Here is a 14,217-nt window from a genome sequence, read left to right as displayed (position 1 = left end):
CGCGCTCAGGCGACGCGATATCGCTCCATGACGCTGCGGGCGGGCTCATAGCCGAGCCCAGGTCCGGTCGGCACCGCGACATGGCCGGTGGCATCGACATCGGCGCGGCCGCCCCAGAGGCAGGCCTCGCGCTTCAGGTAAAACATCTCGACCAACCCGTCGTCGCGCCCCGCCAGGAGATGCAAGGTCGCCAGCAGGCCGGGGCCGAAATACGGGGAGTGCGGAACGATCTTGACGTCTTGCCGATCCGCGAGCGCCGCAACCTTCAGAAATTCCGTGATGCCGCCGACCTTGATCACCGACGGCTGGGCGTGGCTGACCGCGCCCGCCTCCATCATCTGGCGGAATTGATATTCCGTGCAGGCGTTCTCGCCGGCGGCGACGCCGAGCCCGCCCTTGCTGCGGACCTCGGCGAGCGCCGCAAAATCCTCCGGCGGCCAGACCGGCTCTTCCAGGAACATCGGCTGCGCGTCCCCGCATGTCCTGGCGAACGCGACCGCCTGCTCGCCTGACAGCGGGCAGTTCATGTCCACCATCAGCGGAATGCCGGGCCCGATCGCCGCGCGCGCGGCAAACACCGCCGGCGCCGTGGTCTCGTGCAGCTTGATGGCGCCATAGCCGAGTGCGAGCGCCTTCTTGCATTCGGCGGCGATGTTGTCGGGCGAACCGATCCGCAACAGGCTCGCATAGGCCGGAATGGCCGAGCGCCTGGTGTCGCCGAGCAGGCGGTTCAGCGGCACGCCCTCGATCTTGGCGGCGAGGTCCCACAGCGCGATGTCGAGCCCGGAGATCGCGAACATGGTGATGCCGTAACGGCCGAACAGATGCAGATTGCGCTGGATCTGGTCCATCACCGCGGGGATGCCGGCGGCATCGGGAACCTGCAGCCCATGGGCTTGTGGTGCGATCATTTCCTCGACGGCACTGCGCGTGGTGCGGGGGCAGACATAGGCGAAGGCATCGCCCCAGCCGGTGAGCCCGGCGTCGGTGGTGACCTCGAGGATCACCATGTCGAGGGCGGTGATGGCGGAGGCGCCCTGACGGAAGCTCGCGACACCAGCGTCATAGGGGATGCGGATATGGTGCGCCCGCACATCGGTGATTTTCATGACGCGGTTCCTCCTGCTTTCTTGTGAGCGGTTTCAAGGACGTCCCGAGTGTAGCCATGAACGCCCGGACGTTGCCAGTGGCTGTTCCGGCGTTATCCTCCTGCGGGACCGCAACGCCGATCAAGCGAAACCCGCGGACTTCCGTGCATCATGGTCGCGCTTCGAACGAGAAACGCCATGAACCCAGCCCAGCGCGCGCTCTGGTATGTCGAGAGCCATCTGGCCGAGCCGATGACGCTCGACGAGATCGCTGCGATATCGGGCGTGTCGCGGTTCCACATCGTGCGCGCGTTTGCCGTAGCCACCGGCCTGCCGGTGATGCGGTACGTGCGCGCGCGGCGGCTGAGCGAAGCGGCGCGCAGTCTTGCGAATGGCGCGCCGGACATCCTGTCGCTGGCGCTGGAGGCCGATTACGGCTCGCACGAAGCATTCACCCGCGCGTTCCGCGACCAGTTCGGCACCACGCCCGAAGCGGTGCGCGCCGCGCAATGCACCGGCCATCTCAAGCTTCAGGAGCCGATCCTCATGGATTCAACCATCTCGGACAAACTCGCCAACCCGCGCTTCGAAACCACAAAGGCCTTCCTCGTCGCAGGCATCAGCGAGCGCATCTCCTGCGACAACGGCGCGGCCATTCCTGGACTGTGGCAGCGCTTCCACCAGGAGGTCGCCGACATTCCCGCGCGCGTTGGACCGGTCGCCTATGGCGTCTGCTGCAACGGCGACGATGCCGGCAATTTCGACTACATTGCCGGCGTCGAGGTCGCCGATTTCTCCGAACTGCCGCGCCCCTTCGGCCGTATCCGCATCCCCGAGCAGCGCTATGCGGTGTTCACCCACACCGACCACGTCGCCTCGATCAGGCGCACCGTCAACGCGATCTGGAATCAGTGGCTGCCGGCCTCCGGCCTGAAGGCTGCCGATGCGCCGAACTTCGAGCGCTACGACGAGAAATTCGATCCCGCCACCGGCAATGGCGGCCTGGAGATTTGGATACCCGTGCGAGATTAGCGCGCAACGCTGGCATACCATCCGGCTTGCTTGGCAAGCCCCGGTGACTTTGTCATAACCGCAGGCAATCTTGCGTGTGGGGCCCGTGCCGGACATCCCGCGCAAGTCATAACAAGCAGCCGGGAGGGTCCCCACATGTCCAACGTCCGCGTTCTCGCCACCGACCTCGAATTTCCCGAAGGGCCGGTCGTGATGCCGGACGGCTCGGTCGTGCTGGTGGAAATCCGCGGCCAGCGCCTGACCCGAATCCATCCCGACGGGCGCAAGGAGGTCGTCGCGAAGATTCCGGGCGGCCCGAACGGCGCAGCCCTCGGCCCCGACGGCAAGATCTACATCTGCAACAATGGCGGCTTCTCCTGGATCCCGACCCGCAACATGATCATGCCGGGTCCGCAGCCCGACGGCTATCTCGGCGGCTCGATCCAGCGCGTCGATCTGCAATCCGGCCAGATCGAAACCGTCGTGACCAGATGCGCCGAGCACGATCTGCGCGGGCCGAACGATCTGGTGTTCGACAAGCAGGGCGGCCTCTGGTTCTCCGATCTCGGCAAGCGCCGCGCGCGCGAGATGGACGTCGGCGGCATGTACTATCTCAAGCCCGGCATGAAGGAGATCGTCGAGGTCGTCCACGGCGTGTTGCCGGCGAACGGCATCGGCCTCTCGCCGGACGAGACCACCGTCTACATCGCGGAGACGCCGACGGGCCGGCTCTGGGCCTACGAGCTCTCCGCGCCCGGCACGCTCAAGCCGCGCGACGCGATCTATCGCGGCGAGCGGGGCAAACCGATCTGCGGCCTCGGCGGCTACCAGATGTTCGATTCGCTGGCGGTCGAAGCCAACGGCAATGTCTGCGTCGCCACCCTCGTCTCCGGCTGCATCTCGGTGATCGCGCCCGATGGCACGCTGGTCGAGCAGATCCCGACCGGCGACCGCGTCACCACCAACATCGCCTTCGGCGGCCCCGAGCTGAAGACCGCCTACATCACCCTCTCCGGCAAGGGCGAGCTGATCGCCATGGACTGGCCGCGCAGCGGTTTGCCGTTGAATTTCCTTAACAAGTAAACGGTGCTAGTGACCATCATTGCAACCGAAGCGAAGCAATCCAGGAATGCGTCCGCGGTGACAGTCTGGATTGCTTCGTCGCTTCGCTCCTCGCAATGACAAAGGAGAGAGTTTCAAATGCCCTGGCCTGATCCCATCACCCTGCGCGGACAGCATGCCGCTCTGGAGCCGCTGTCGCATCAGCACCGCGAGGGGCTGAGCGAGGCCGTGAAGGATGGTGAGCTCTCCACCATCTGGTACACCGCAATCCCGACGCCGGACAACATGGGCAAGGAAATCGACCGCCGGCTCGGTCTTCAGGCCGCCGGCTCGATGCTCCCCTTCACCGTATTCGATGGCAGCGGCAAGATCGTGGGCATGACGACCTACATGAACATCGATGCGGCCAACCGCCGCGTCGAGATCGGCTCGACCTGGTATGGTAAGAGCGCGCAACGCGGCCCGCTCAACACGCAGTGCAAATTGCTGCTGCTCACCCACGCCTTCGAAACCCTGGACTGCATCGCGGTGGAATTCCGCACCCACTTCTTCAATCACCAGAGCCGCCGCGCCATCGAGCGCCTGGGCGCCAAGCAGGACGGCATCCTGCGCAGCCACCAGGTCGCGCCGAACGGCACGCTACGCGACACCGTGGTCTACAGCATCACCGCGGCCGAATGGCCTACGGTGCGAACGCATTTGAATTATCAACTCAACGACAAGCCGCGCTAGAGGCGGCCGAGGCACCATGGACAGATTTGATTATGTGATCGTCGGCGCGGGCTCCGCCGGTTGCGTGCTCACCAGCCGGCTGAGCGAAAACCCTGCGACCAGCGTTTGCGTGCTCGAGGCCGGCCCGAGCGACTGGCATCCCTACATCCATCTGCCGGCCGGCTTCATCAAGACCTTCCACATGAAGAGCATCAACTGGGCCTACCAGCAGGAGGTCGGACCCTGGACCGGCGGCCGCAGCATCTACGCGCCGCGCGGCAAGACGCTCGGCGGTTCGTCCTCGATCAACGGCCACATCTACAACCGCGGCCAGCGCATGGATTTCGACACCTGGGCGCAGATGGGCAATCGCGGCTGGGGCTATGCCGACGTGCTGCCCTACTTCCGGCGGCTGGAGAAGCGGGTCGGCGAGGGCGAGGACATTTATCGCGGCCGCGAAGGCAATCTCACCGTCACCACCATGAACTGGCGCGATCCGCTTTGCGAAGCCTTCATGGAAGGCGCGGTGAGCCTCGGCATTCCGCGCAACCCCGACTACAACGGCAAGACCCAGGAAGGCGTCTCCTATTGCCAGCGCACCATCGACAAGGGCTTGCGCGTCTCCGGCGCCACCGCTTTCCTCAAGCCCGCGATGAAGCGGCCGAACGTGCATGTCCGCACCCACGCGCATGCGACCGAGATCATCTTCGAGGGCAAGCGCGCCGTCGGCGTGCGCTACATGAAGGGCGGTCATGGCGGCACGCCGGTCGAGGTCCGCGCCAACAAGGAAGTGATCCTCTCCGGCGGCACCTATAATTCGCCGCAGCTGCTCCAGTTGTCCGGCATCGGCTCACCGGATCTGTTGCAGGCCCACGGCATCGCCGTGCGTCACGCGCTTCCGGTCGGCGAAGGCCTGCAAGATCACTACGCCCCGCGCACGGTCGCGCGCGTCAAGGACATCAGGACCATCAACGAGCTCCGCCGCGGCTGGCGTCTCTGGGTCGAGGCGATGAAATGGGCGACCGCGCGCAAAGGCCTGCTGTCGCTGTCGCCGACCATGGTCTACTGCTTCTGGCACTCCGGCGAGAGTGCGGAGAGCTCCGACCTCCAGCTCACCTTCACACCGGCGAGCTACAAGGAAGGCGTGCAGGGCCAGCTCGAGGACGAGCCCGGCATGACGGTGGCGTCCTGGCAGCAGCGCCCCGAGAGCCGCGGCTATGTCCGCATCCGCTCGGCAGATCCGTTTGCGCCGCCGATCATCCAGACCAACTATCTTGACGCCGAGCTCGACCGCCGGGTCATCGTCGGCGGCATGAAGCTCGCGCGCAGGCTTTTGAAGAGCGCGCCGCTGTCGCCCTATTACGCCTACGAGGATTTCCCCGGACCCAACGTCAATACCGACGACGAGTTTTTGGCGGCCGCCACCGAGCGCGGCACCACCACCTTCCACCCCGGCTGCACCTGCCGCATGGGCCCGGCGGATTCCACCTGGGCGGTGGTCGACGATCAGCTCCGCGTTCACGGGTTGCAAGGTCTCCGCGTCATCGATGCCTCCGTGATGCCGCGCATGGTCTCGGCGAACCTCAATGCCTCAACCATGATGATCGCCGACCGCGCCTCGGACTTGATCCGCGGCAAGAAGCCGATGGAAGCCGCGCGCGTGCCGGATGCGGCGGTGGCGTAGCAAGGTCTCGTGCTCCGGACGCAGCGCTGCGCTTCCCCGGCGATGCGAAGCATCGTCCGGTGCAGCTGTGCGCTGCAGAGCCGGAGGCCCATCTCACGCGACCTTGGTCGCCCCTCGCGATTTGAAGCGCGAGTTGGAGAGGGCGATGCTCACCCTTGCTCCGTCATCGCGAGCGCAGCGATGCAATCCAGGATCTTTCCGCGGAGGCAGCCTGGATTGCTTCGCTGCGCTCGCAATGACGAGGTGGAGAGAGTGCGCCACACTCTCGGTGTCATCGCCCGGTTTGACCTGGCGATCCAGTATTCCAGAGGCGGTTATGATTGATTCGAGAAGCCGCGGCGTACTGGATTCCCCGCCTTCGCGGGGAATGACACCGGAAGGTGGGGCGGCAGCGGAGTGCGCTCGAACCTACACTTCCCTCCGGCTCAGGAACGCCAATCGCTCGAACAGATGCACGTCCTGCTCGTTCTTGAGCAGCGCACCGTGCAGTGGTGGGATCAGCTTGCGCGGGTCGCGCTCGCGCAACTGCTCGACGCTCATGTCTTCGTTGAGCAGCAGTTTGAGCCAGTCCAGAAGCTCTGAGGTGGAGGGCTTCTTCTTCAACCCGGGCACTTCGCGGACCTCGAAGAAGATGCGCAGGGCTTCCTCGACCAGCCGCTTCTTGATGCCGGGGAAGTGGACGTCGACGATCCGGGTCATGGTGTCGGCATCGGGGAACTTGATGTAGTGGAAGAAGCAGCGGCGCAGGAACGCGTCCGGCAGCTCCTTCTCGTTGTTGGAGGTGATCATCATGATCGGGCGCTGCTTGGCCTTGATCGTCTCGCCGGTCTCGTAGACGTGGAATTCCATGCGGTCGAGCTCAAGCAGGAGATCATTTGGGAATTCGATGTCGGCCTTGTCGATCTCGTCGATCAGCAGCACCGGGCGCTGCTCGGCGGTGAAGGCATCCCACAGCTTGCCGCGCTTGATGTAGTTCTTGATGTCGGACACGCGGGCATCGCCAAGCTGGCTGTCGCGAAGGCGCGATACCGCGTCGTATTCATAGAGGCCTTGCTGTGCCTTGGTGGTGGACTTGATGTGCCAGGTCAGAAGCGGGGCGTTCAGCGCCTTCGCCACTTCCTCCGCCAGCACCGTCTTGCCGGTGCCGGGCTCGCCCTTGATGAGCAGCGGGCGCTCCAGCACGATCGAGGCATTGACCGCGACCTTGAGATCGTCGGTCGCAACATAGTCCTTGGTGCCGGTAAATTTCATCGCGCGTCCTTGTTGGTCGTCGTCCCAGGAATTGCCAGTTTCATGGCCCTGGTCCAACAAACGGAACGGCCGCGCGTGGCGGCCGTTCCTGGTTCGGTCAGGCTTTCAGACCCGTTTTATCAGCGAAAGGATGACGAGCACAATCGCTCCGCCAATCCCGCCTGGCGGACAATCCTGCCCAGAGCTCGTCGGGTGGGGTCTCCGAGGCGCCCCTTGACGCCGACAATCCAAAGGGCAATCTGTCACCCATGTTCCTGCAATTCTTCACTTCTCTGCGCGATGCGCAGGTCCCCGTGACGCTGCGCGAATACCTCACGCTGATGGAGGCGCTCGACGCCGACCTCGCGGACTACTCGGTCGAGAATTTCTACTATCTCTCGCGCACCTCCCTGGTGAAGGACGAGCGCAACCTCGACAAGTTCGACCGCGTCTTCGGCACCGTCTTCAAGGGGCTGGAAAGCCTGCTCGACGCCATGGAGGGGGCCGAGCTCCCCGAGGAGTGGCTGAAGAAGCTCGCCGAGAAATACCTGACCGACGAAGAGAAGAAGCAGATCGAGGCCATGGGCTGGGACAAGCTCATGGAGACCCTGAAGAAGCGTCTCGAGGAGCAGAAGGGCCGTCATCAGGGCGGCTCGAAGTGGATCGGCACCGCCGGCACCTCGCCGTTCGGCGCTCATGGTTACAATCCCGAAGGCATTCGCATCGGCCAGGACAAGAACCGCAACAACCGCGCCGTCAAGGTGTGGGACAAGCGCGAGTTCAAGGATCTGGACGGCAATGTCGAGCTCGGCATCCGCAACATCAAGGTGGCATTGCGCCGCCTGCGCAAATTCGCGCGCACCGGCGCGCCGGATGAACTCGATCTCGACACCACCATCCGCGAGACCGCCAATCACGGCTATCTCGACGTGCACATGCGGCCCGAGCGCCGCAACGCGGTGAAGCTGCTAGTGTTCTTCGACATCGGCGGCTCGATGGACGCGCATATCGAGCAGGTCGAGGAGTTGTTCTCGGCGGCGAAGAGCGAGTTCAAGCACATGGAGTATTTCTACTTCCACAATTGCCTCTATGAAGGCGTGTGGAAGCAGAACAAGCGGCGCTTTACCGACCGCACCCCGACCTGGGACGTGCTGCACAAATACCCGCACGATTACAAGATCGTGTTCGTCGGCGACGCCTCGATGTCGCCCTACGAGATCATGGTGCCCGGCGGCTCGGTCGAGCACGTCAACGAGGAGCCCGGCTCGGTCTGGCTCGACCGCATCATCCGTACCTATCCGCATTCGGTGTGGCTGAACCCCGTGCAACAGAAGCACTGGGACTATTCGGAATCCACCACCATCATCAAACGCATTTTCGCCAACCGCATGTATCCGATCACGATCGAGGGACTTGAAGGTGCGATGAAGGAATTAACGCACTAGCTCGCGCTCCGCGCCGGGAATGACTACAAGAGGGAGAACCACGTGCCCCAGACCATCACCCGTGGCATCAAGGCGCTGATCGACGAGGCCAATGCCGAGATCGAGACGCTCACCGCCAAAGACGCCATCGAGATCTCCAAGAACGGCGACGTCGTCATCGTCGACATCCGCGATCCCCGCGAGATCGAGCGCGACGGCCGCATCCCCGGCGCGTTCGCCTGCACCCGCGGCATGCTCGAATTCTGGATCGATCCGCAGAGCCCTTATGCCAAGCCGGTGTTCCAGGAGGACAAGAAGTTCGTCTTCCATTGCGCCGGCGGCTTGCGCTCTGCGCTCGCCGCCAAGACTGCGCAGGACATGGGCCTCAAGCCCGTCGCCCACATCGCGGGCGGCTACGCCGCCTGGCGCGACGCCGGCGGGCCGACCCAACAGTGGGAGCCGAAGAAGAAGGGGTGAGGGTGCTGCGCTGCCGCTCCAATCTCCGGCGTCATTCCCCGCGAAAGCGGGGAATCCAGTACGCCGCGGCCTCTCGGCTCAATTACAATCGCCTCTGGAATACTGGATCGCGCGGTCCTAGTGCGCAATTGCGCACTGGCCGGGCGATGACAGCGGAGTTGGATGCGCACTGCTTCAACCTCGCTCACGTTGCGCTCGCCCGGAATAATAGAAAGATCTCGCATGCCCACCGATCCCCTCATCTCTACCGAATGGCTCGCCGCCCACATCAATGACGCCAACGTCAAGGTGCTCGACGCCAGCTTCAAGCTGCCGGGTGTGCTGCCATTGCCGAAGGACGATTATCTCGCCGCGCATCTGCCGGGCGCGGTGTTCTTCGACGTCGATGCGATCTCGGACCATTCCAACCCGCTGCCGCACATGTATCCGAGTGCCGAGCAGTTCGGCCGCGACGTCGGTCATCTCGGCATCTCCAATGCCGACACCGTCGTGATCTATGATGCCGGCGGCTGGGTCGCTGCTCCCCGCGCGTGGTGGATGTTCCTGGCTTTCGGGCACGGCAATGTGCGCATCCTCAATGGCGGCCTGAAGAAGTGGCGCGCCGAGGGGCGTCCGGTCGAGAGTGGCGAGGCGAAGCCGAAGCCTGCGACGTTCACGGCCAGCTACGATTCAAAACGCGTGCGCAGCATGCAGCAATTGATCGCCAACGTCGAAAGCCGTGCCGAGCAGGTGATCGACGCGCGCGCCGCCGACCGGTTCGAGGGCCGGGCGCCGGAGCCGCGCGCAGGCATCCGCTCCGGCCATATCCCGGGCGCGCGCAACGTGCCCTACAATCTCCTGTTCGACGCCGCGACCGGCACGATGAAGCCGCTTGATGATCTCCGCGCTGCCTTTACCAACGCCGGCGTCAGGCTCGATGCGCCGATCGTGACGAGCTGCGGCTCCGGGGTCTCCGCCGGCGTGCTGACATTGGCGCTCTATCGCCTCGGCATCACCGACACCGCGCTCTACGATGGCTCATGGTCGGAATGGGGCCAGGAAAAGGGACCGCCGATCGCAACCGGGCCGGCGTAACCCTACTGACGTGCGCGCGCGGTCGTCGTTGCGGCGAGCGTGGGTTGCGGTTGTCCGAACGGATCGAGTTGCTGAACCGGCGGCGGCGCGCGCCAGACAATGCGGCGGCGCTTCTTGACGCGATGCGCCCGCGGCTTGGTCGCCTTGCTCTCCGGCGACCTGCTGTCGGCCTTAGAGCCGGCCTTGGCCTTCGCCGGCGGACCCTCCCAGGCCGTGGTCGCCGGGTCGTTCAATGCGGCGAACTTCGCGCTCGCCATGTCGAACCTGGACGAAGCCGAGGCTCCGCTGGGGGCGGCAGGTGTTGGTTTGCTCGCGAGAGCGATCGAAACGGGCTTGGCCTCGGCGATGGATGCGCTGGCGTCGGCCGGAGTAAGCGTGTTGCTTGAGGCCTGCACCGCGGCGTCCGTCGTCGTCTCGGCCTTGGTCTTCGCATTGGCCGGTTCGGCCGGGACGTCAGCCGGAGGGGCAACGACCTGCGGCTGACCGTCGGTCTCAGTCGTCAGCGCGACCACTTGTTCGGGCTCGCTCATCGGCAGTGCGATGGTCGGGACTTGATCGCGCAGCGACGGCGTCGGATCGGTGGCCGCTTCCGGCTCGGCGCGGAGGACCGCGAGCACCGGCTGGGCCGGCTCGGGAGCTTGTGCAAACACCTGCTCCTGCGGGCCGTTCCGCCAGGAGGGGTTGCTGACATACTGCTCGTGGCTCGCCCGCAGCAGCGCGGCGGCGCCCAGGCCGAATACCAGGATGGAGGCTGACAGCAGGATCGCGGCAAACAGGAAGCGAAAGCCGGGAAGCATCGAGGGATTGCGAATTTCCGCCCCGGCGGTGAAGTGGCCAGGGCCCATGAGCCATCTGAACGCGGTGACGGTACTGCTTGCCGCGTTCGCCACGCGGGGATCGAAGCTCAAAGCGGAGGCGAATCAGGCTGATTCGAACATACCGCAACGATTCCGCGCCGTTCCGTAAAAAACGGAGCCGGCGACTCCGGCGATCTCGGGCGTGGGCTGATTTTCGCCCCATGATGCAAGGAGGCAACGGTAGTCTTGCGGATCACAAATCGGCAAATCAGGCACAAATCCGCCTGTAATGTCTTGAATGTGCCGCTATCTTCCGTCATCTGGCCGTTAACGGTCCGGACGGGGCCCGGGGACTATACAAGAGCGATGATGATCAAACATTTTCTGACGATATGCGCTGCCGCAACAGTCGCTGCGGCGGGAACCTCGCTCGCACAGGCCCAGAGCTATCCGGTCCAGCAGGCGCCGAGCTATGGCGGGCCGCCGGCCGAATATCGGCCCGGCGACCGCGCGCCGAGTTTCGACGCGCTCGACGATGAAGATGACGCGATGCCGCAGGCAGCGCTGCCGCCGCCCGGTCCGGATCCGCGTTACGGCCGTCCGCCCGGCGCTCCCCCGGTGTATTCCGCCGCGCCGCCGCAGGGTCCGGTGATGTCGCCCGATGATCCCCGTTATGGCCGTCCCGCAGGTGCCCCCGTCTACTCGGCCGCGCCACCGCAGGGTCCCGTGACGTCGCCCGACGACCCGCGCTACGGCCGCCCTGCCGGCCCGCCCGCGGTGATCTACGCCGATCGTCCGACTCAGGCGCCCGGCAGTGACGGCCTGCGTCCGCCCGAGGCGGTCGGTGGTCCCGCCGCGACCGGAACGGTCCAGGCCGGGCAGCCGCCCGTTGGTGCCGACGGCCGGCCGATGGTGATCGCGTCGCTGCCGCCCGAGGAGCAGCCTGACGCTGCTCCGGCGCAGCTGCCGCAGAACCTGCGCCGCCAGGAGGTCTCGCTGGCGACCAAGGAGCCGGCCGGAACACTCATCGTCGATACCCCGAACACCTATCTCTATTACGTGCTGGGCAATGGCCGTGCGATCCGCTACGGCGTCCGCGTCGGCCGCGACGGCTTCACCTGGACCGGCGTGCAGAAGATCACTCGCAAGGCCGAGTGGCCGGATTGGCATCCGCCGACCGAGATGATCGAGCGCCAGCCCTATCTGCCGCGTTTCATGGCCGGCGGTCCCGGCAATCCGCTCGGCGCCCGTGCGATGTATCTCGGCTCGACCGTCTACCGCATCCACGGCACCAACCAGCCCTCGACCATCGGCAAGTTCGTGTCGTCCGGCTGCATCGGCATGCTGAACGAGGACGTCTCCGACTTGTTCGATCGCGTCAAGGTCGGCACCCGCGTGGTCGTGATGCCGGGTGGTCCGCCGCCGGGAACGGCGACCGCATCCGCCGCGCCCATGCCCGGCACTGCCGGCCCCGCACCAATGGCCGCGCAGGCCGGCCCGGTCGGAGGCACCCAGCTGACAGTGGTGCCGCCGCTGCCCGCGCCCGTCACCGTGCGCTGAATCGGCTTCGCAAGAATTGATCTGATGACGGCGCGTGGCCTTCGGTCACGCGCCGTCATCATTTGACGCATGCGTGCAAGTCTCACTTGCGCATACTTGAACGGCTCCGCACCTCGATTACGTCCGGGAGGATTGCAACGAATTGAGGAGCACAGGATGCGCATCTTTGTTGCGGGCGCGACCGGCGCGGTCGGTCAGTATCTTGTTCAGGCGCTGGTCGCCGCGGGTCATTCGGTGATCGGCACGACACGGAGTGCGGCAAAAACAGACCTTGTGCGGCGATTGGGTGCGGAGACGGTCGTTGCCGACGGCCTCGATGCCGACAGCATGCGCGCTGCGGTGATTGCGGCAAAGCCCAACGCCGTCATCCACCAGATGACAGATCTCGCGGCCGCCACGGACCTCCGGCATTTCGATCGGGCTTTCAAGCGAACCAACGAGCTCCGCACCCGCGGAACCGACATTCTGCTCAACGCCGCGCGCGAGGCCGGCGCCAAGCGCTTCATCGCGCAAAGCTTCTGCGGCTGGACCTTCAGTCGCGCCGGGGGAACGGTCAAGACCGAGACCGATGAACTCGACTCGAATCCACCGCGAGAGCTGCGACGCACGCTTGAGGCAATCCGCTATCTGGAGCGAATCGTCACCGCTTCGACGAAGCCGGTGGGCATCGTGCTACGCTATGGATTCTTCTATGGACCCGGCACCGGCACGCTCTCGCCGGCGATGATCGACCAGCTGCGCCACCGGCGTGTGCCGGTAATCGGTGACGGCGGCGGCACGTGGTCGTTCATTCACACCGAAGATGCAGCCTCTGCCACGCTCGCCGCGCTTGAACGCGGACGCACCGGCAGCATCTACAATATCGTCGACGATCATCCGGCGCCGGTGAAGGATTGGTTGCCCGCGCTGGCCGAACTCCTCGGTGCCAAGCCGCCGCGTCACATCCCCGCCTGGCTCGGGCGCCTGCTTGCGGGCGAGCATATGGTTGCGATGATGACGGAGGTGCGTGGAGCCTCCAACGGCAAGGCCAAGCGCGAGCTCGGTTGGCTGCCGGCGCATGCCTCCTGGCGCGACGGCTTTGCCGATGCGGCACGGCAGCCCACCAGCCAGCGCTCGGCGGCCTGAGGCATCACGCCAGCTTGCGCGGCAGCTCACTGCCCTTGGTGAAGGCGTCGATCGCCTCGACCATCTGGCCGTAATGGATGCGCAAGCCGTCCTCGGTGGCGTAGCCGAGGTGCGGCGTCAGCACGAGGTTGTCGAGCTTGCGGAAGGAATGGTCCGTCGGCAGCGGCTCGACCGAGAATACGTCGATGCCGGCGCCTGCAATCCTCTTCTGCTGCAACGCCTCGAGCAGCGCCTGCTCGTCCACGATCGGCCCGCGCGCGGTGTTGACGAGGAAGGCCGTCGGTTTCATCCGCGCGAGATCGGAAGCCCCGACCAGCCCGCGCGAGCGCTCGCTCAGCACCACATGGATGCTGACGATGTCGGCCTTGGCGAACAGCTCCTCCTTGGTGGCGTAGCCGACGCCGGCATCCTTGCACTTCTCCGGGGTCAGGTTCGGGCTCCAGGCGATCACGTTCATGCCGAACGCCTTCGCGATATCAGCCATCTTGCTGCCGAGCTTGCCGAGCCCGACGACGCCGAGCGTCAATCCCTCGATCTCGACGCCGGCAAAGGCCTGCCAGGGCTCGCCCGCATGCATGCGCGCGTTCTCGCGGCCGATGCCGCGGGTCAGTTCCAGGATCAGGCCCATGGTGAGGGGCGCGGTCGGATCGCGCGAATATTGCGTGCCGCCGATCGTGACGCCCCGCGCCTTGGCGGCCTCCATGTCGATCGAGGCGTTGCGCATGCCTGACGTCAGCAGGAGCTTCAGCTTCGGCAGGCTTTCGAACAGGCTCTTGGGGAACGCGGTGCGCTCGCGCATCGCGCAGACGATCTCGAAATCAGCCAGCGCGCTCGCCGCGGCCTGCTCGGAGGCGAAGGGATGGCTGAACACGGTGACGTCGATGCGGTCGGACAGGCTTTGCCAATCGGCGACGTCGAGGGCGAGGTTGAAATAGTCGTCGAGAATTGCACAGCGCAGCCGCGTCATCAGCGTT

General features: G+C 65.3%; 13 protein-coding genes. 9 read left to right on the top strand and 4 right to left on the bottom strand.

Annotated features, from left to right (window positions below):
* Positions 1 to 5 precede the first annotated feature (5 nt).
* Positions 6 to 1,109, bottom strand: a complete 1,104-nt coding sequence (locus IVB50_RS06125) for a mandelate racemase/muconate lactonizing enzyme family protein (RefSeq protein WP_085395674.1) — start codon at positions 1,107 to 1,109, stop codon at positions 6 to 8.
* A 177-nt stretch (positions 1,110 to 1,286) separates the two neighbouring features.
* Here IVB50_RS06125 and IVB50_RS06120 point away from each other — a divergent pair, with 177 nt between their 5' ends.
* From IVB50_RS06120 to IVB50_RS06105, 4 genes are all read left to right on the top strand, one after another.
* The gene (locus IVB50_RS06120) at positions 1,287 to 2,120 is read left to right on the top strand and encodes an AraC family transcriptional regulator (RefSeq protein WP_162496389.1); all 834 of its coding nucleotides are present in this window, start codon (positions 1,287 to 1,289) and stop codon (positions 2,118 to 2,120) included.
* A 135-nt stretch (positions 2,121 to 2,255) separates the two neighbouring features.
* Positions 2,256 to 3,182 (top strand): SMP-30/gluconolactonase/LRE family protein, encoded by a 927-nt coding sequence (locus IVB50_RS06115; RefSeq protein WP_085395672.1) that lies wholly within the window; start codon positions 2,256 to 2,258, stop codon positions 3,180 to 3,182.
* Positions 3,183 to 3,299: 117 nt separating this feature from the next.
* Entirely contained in the window at positions 3,300 to 3,893 is a 594-nt protein-coding gene (locus IVB50_RS06110; RefSeq protein WP_018454118.1) for a GNAT family protein, read from the top strand.
* A gap of 16 nt (positions 3,894 to 3,909) precedes the next feature.
* Positions 3,910 to 5,556, top strand: coding sequence for a GMC family oxidoreductase N-terminal domain-containing protein (locus IVB50_RS06105; RefSeq protein ID WP_247294982.1), 1,647 nt, complete (start codon positions 3,910 to 3,912; stop codon positions 5,554 to 5,556).
* Between the two features lie 408 nt (positions 5,557 to 5,964).
* Here the strand turns inward: IVB50_RS06105 and IVB50_RS06100 are convergent, their stop codons facing one another.
* On the bottom strand, positions 5,965 to 6,807 hold the full coding sequence (locus tag IVB50_RS06100) for a MoxR family ATPase (RefSeq protein WP_007600695.1): 843 nt from the start codon (positions 6,805 to 6,807) through the stop codon (positions 5,965 to 5,967).
* Between the two features lie 248 nt (positions 6,808 to 7,055).
* Between IVB50_RS06100 and IVB50_RS06095 the strand changes: the two genes are divergently transcribed.
* From IVB50_RS06095 to sseA, 3 genes are all read left to right on the top strand, one after another.
* Entirely contained in the window at positions 7,056 to 8,231 is a 1,176-nt protein-coding gene (locus IVB50_RS06095) for a VWA domain-containing protein (RefSeq protein ID WP_247294979.1), read from the top strand.
* 42 nt (positions 8,232 to 8,273) lie between these two features.
* Positions 8,274 to 8,687 carry a rhodanese-like domain-containing protein gene (locus tag IVB50_RS06090; RefSeq protein WP_018454122.1) on the top strand — a complete coding sequence of 138 codons (414 nt, stop codon included), beginning with the start codon at positions 8,274 to 8,276 and terminating at the stop codon, positions 8,685 to 8,687.
* A 222-nt stretch (positions 8,688 to 8,909) separates the two neighbouring features.
* Positions 8,910 to 9,761 (top strand): 3-mercaptopyruvate sulfurtransferase, encoded by an 852-nt coding sequence (sseA, locus tag IVB50_RS06085; protein ID WP_018454123.1) that lies wholly within the window; start codon positions 8,910 to 8,912, stop codon positions 9,759 to 9,761.
* A gap of 2 nt (positions 9,762 to 9,763) precedes the next feature.
* On the opposite strand, the gene IVB50_RS06080 is transcribed toward sseA, so the two are convergent.
* Positions 9,764 to 10,606 (bottom strand): hypothetical protein, encoded by an 843-nt coding sequence (locus IVB50_RS06080; RefSeq protein ID WP_018454124.1) that lies wholly within the window; start codon positions 10,604 to 10,606, stop codon positions 9,764 to 9,766.
* Between the two features lie 321 nt (positions 10,607 to 10,927).
* Here IVB50_RS06080 and IVB50_RS06075 point away from each other — a divergent pair, with 321 nt between their 5' ends.
* Together IVB50_RS06075 and IVB50_RS06070 are read left to right on the top strand one after the other, a co-directional pair.
* A complete protein-coding gene (locus IVB50_RS06075) occupies positions 10,928 to 12,118 on the top strand; it encodes a L,D-transpeptidase family protein (RefSeq protein WP_247294976.1) in 1,191 nt (396 codons plus the stop codon).
* A gap of 156 nt (positions 12,119 to 12,274) precedes the next feature.
* Positions 12,275 to 13,243 carry an NAD-dependent epimerase/dehydratase family protein gene (locus IVB50_RS06070; RefSeq protein ID WP_247294972.1) on the top strand — a complete coding sequence of 323 codons (969 nt, stop codon included), beginning with the start codon at positions 12,275 to 12,277 and terminating at the stop codon, positions 13,241 to 13,243.
* A gap of 4 nt (positions 13,244 to 13,247) precedes the next feature.
* On the opposite strand, the gene IVB50_RS06065 is transcribed toward IVB50_RS06070, so the two are convergent.
* Complete coding sequence (locus IVB50_RS06065; RefSeq protein ID WP_247294971.1) at positions 13,248 to 14,210, bottom strand: D-2-hydroxyacid dehydrogenase family protein; 963 nt, start codon at positions 14,208 to 14,210, stop codon at positions 13,248 to 13,250.
* Positions 14,211 to 14,217: the final 7 nt, after the last annotated feature.

This window comes from Bradyrhizobium sp. 87, assembly GCF_023073015.1.
GTDB classification, from domain to species: Bacteria; Pseudomonadota; Alphaproteobacteria; order Rhizobiales; family Xanthobacteraceae; genus Bradyrhizobium; species Bradyrhizobium canariense_D.
This window is presented reverse-complemented; position numbering and strand designations above follow the sequence as displayed.